A 2,623-nucleotide genomic window follows, 5' to 3' on the forward strand; every position below is an offset into this window, starting at 1 on the left:
CCCGTATCCCTGGGGCCGCCGAGCCGCGCCCCGGCAGAACCCGTCTCGTTCCGTGATGACTTGGAGTTCCACGTGCACCGCAGACTCATCGCCCCGGGCGCTCTCGCGGCCGCGCTCGCCCTGCTGGCGATCCCGGCATCGGCCGCCGACTTCTCCCCCGGGGCCCCGGGCGCCGGCGACCACTACTACCCCGACGCGGGCAACGGCGGCTACGACGTCTCCCACTACGACCTGCGTCTGAAGTACCAGCCGAAGACGGACCTGCTCGAGGGCACGGCCACGATCCAGGCCACCACCACCCAGGACCTCTCGCGCTTCAACCTCGACTTCGGTCTGAAGGTCAGCGAGGTCCGTGTCAACGGCAAGAAGGCCGCGTTCGCCAAGACCGGCGAACAGGAGCTGGAGATCACGCCGAAGGCGGGTCTGCCCAAGGGCAGTTCGGTGTCGATCGTGGTCCGTTACGCCGGGAAGCCGTCCGAGGTGAAGATCCACGGCTTCACCGCCTGGCAGCGCACGCCCGACGGCGGCGTGGCGGCGCAGGAGCCGGAGTCGTCGGCCTGGTGGTTCCCGGGCAACGACCACCCGCGCGACAAGGCGACGTACGACGTGTCGGTGTCCGTGCCGGACGGCACCCAGGCCATCTCCAACGGCGTGCTCCAGTCGCAGTCCTCCAAGCTCGGCTGGACCCGCTTCAACTGGCGCTCCAACAAGCCGCAGGCCACGTATCTCGCCACGCTCGCCGTCGGCAAGTTCGACATCACCACGGACAAGACCGAGAACGGCCTGCCCGTCCTCAACGCCTACAGCAAGGACCTCGGCGACAACGCGGGTGCCGCGCGCGCCAGCATCGAGCGGACCACCGAGGTCGCCGAGTGGCTGGAGGAGGTCTTCGGCAAGTACCCCTTCAACGCCCTTGGCGGGTACGTCCCGAACGTGCCCACCAGCTTCGCCCTGGAGACCCAGACGCGGCCCTTCTACAGCCCGAAGGCCTTCGCGAACGGCTCCAACGTCTCCATCGTCGTCCATGAGCTGGCCCACCAGTGGTACGGCGACAGCGTCTCCGTGGAGAACTGGAAGGACATCTGGGTCAACGAGGGCTTCGCCCGCTACAGCCAGTGGCTGTGGTCGGAGAAGGAGGGCGAGGGCACGGCCCAGGAGCTCGCCGACTACGTGTACGCGAACAACGCGGCGGACTCGCCCTTCTGGCAGGTCAAGCCCGGCGACCCGGGTCCTGACAACCAGTTCCACATCGCCGTGTACGACCGCGGGGCGCTCGCCCTGCAGGCCCTGCGCAACGAGGTCGGCGACAAGACCTTCTTCCGCATCCTCAAGGGCTGGCCGAAGGAGAACGCGTACGGCAACGCCAGCGTGCGGGACTTCGTGACCTACGCCGAGAAGGTCAGCGGCAAGCCGCTCTCCGCCCTCTTCGACACCTGGCTCTACAAGGCCGGGAAGCCGGGCGCTCCGGCCGCGCGCGACGCCGGTGTCGCCCGTGCGGCGGGCAAGGGCGCTCCGGCGAAGCCGAAGTCGTGGAAGAAGATCGCCGCGACGAACTCCCTCCACGACCACGAGGAGGGGGCCGGGGCCGGGCACGCCAAGGGCCACGACCACTGACAGCGCCACAGTTCCGTGGGGTCCCCCCGCCCGCCCGGTCAGCGGGTGGGCGGGCGGGACCGCCGGGCGCGGAGGGCCGGTGGGGCGTAGCGGAGGCGTTCGGGCAGGCGCGGGTACGCCCAGCGGACCGCGCGGCCGAAGCGGCGCAGGCGGCGCTCCTGGGCGGGCGTCCAGGCGAGGCCGATGGCGGCGCGGGCGTCGGGCGGCAGCAGGCCCACGGTGAGGAAGCGCCGGAATCGCGTGAGGCCCGGGAGCAGCACGGGCCACAGGACGCGCAGGACCATCCGCAGCGCCCGTGGGCCGCGGTCCGGCGGTGGCAGCGGGGTGTCGACGGCGACCAGGTCGCGCACCACGGCCGTCTGCTCCAGCTCCTGCGCGAGCATCCGCCGGTAGTACGGCCAGAACTCCTCCAGGGACTGCGGCATGTCCCGGTCGTGGAGCCCGAGGACCCGGCCCACCTGGAGGCACTCCGCGTACAGCTGCCGTTCCTGCGCGGGCGTGAACGGCTGCCCCAGGTACGCCCGGGAGTGCCGGTAGACGGGGAAGGCGGTGGCGTGCACCCAGGCGTAGTTCGCGGGGGTGAGCGCGTGGTAGCGCCGTCCGCGGGCGTCGGTGCCCCGGATGTCGCGGTGCAGCGCGCGCAGCCTGCGCCCCTCGTCGGCGGCGGCCTCTCCCCCGTACACCCAGAGCAGCAGGGACCTGATCGAGCGCTCGCCGCGCCCCCACGGGTCCGTGCGGAACACCGAGTGCTCGTCGACGCCCGCGCCGACCGCCGGATGCGCCACCTGGAGGGCCATCGCGGCGGGCAGGGCCAGGAGCGTGCGGTACTCACCGGCGATGTCCCACAGGATCCCGTCGGACGGGGGCGGAGCGGGGTCGTGCACACCACCAGTATGCGGCGGCGGGGGGGGGGGCCCGGGGGCACCCCCCCCCCCCCGGGGCCCCCCGGCGGCGCGGCCCCCCCCGCGCCCCCCGGGGCAGAGTCCGGGGCCGCCCCCCCCCCGGGCCC

At 72.8% G+C, this 2,623-nt stretch carries 2 protein-coding genes; one reads left to right on the forward strand and one right to left on the reverse strand.

What is annotated here, in order from left to right:
* Nucleotides 1-72: 72 nt before the first annotated feature.
* Nucleotides 73-1,614: a M1 family metallopeptidase gene (locus ACFVHO_RS40525; RefSeq protein ID WP_385725554.1), complete on the forward strand. Its 1,542-nt coding sequence runs from the start codon at nt 73-75 to the stop codon at nt 1,612-1,614.
* A 38-nt stretch (nt 1,615-1,652) separates the two neighbouring features.
* On the opposite strand, the gene ACFVHO_RS40530 is transcribed toward ACFVHO_RS40525, so the two are convergent.
* The gene (locus ACFVHO_RS40530; protein WP_385725553.1) at nt 1,653-2,498 is read right to left on the reverse strand and encodes an oxygenase MpaB family protein; all 846 of its coding nucleotides are present in this window, start codon (nt 2,496-2,498) and stop codon (nt 1,653-1,655) included.
* Between the last annotated feature and the right edge of the window lie 125 nt (nt 2,499-2,623).

The organism is Streptomyces sp. NPDC127108, assembly GCF_042677545.1.
In the GTDB taxonomy this organism is placed as follows: domain Bacteria; phylum Actinomycetota; class Actinomycetes; order Streptomycetales; family Streptomycetaceae; genus Streptomyces.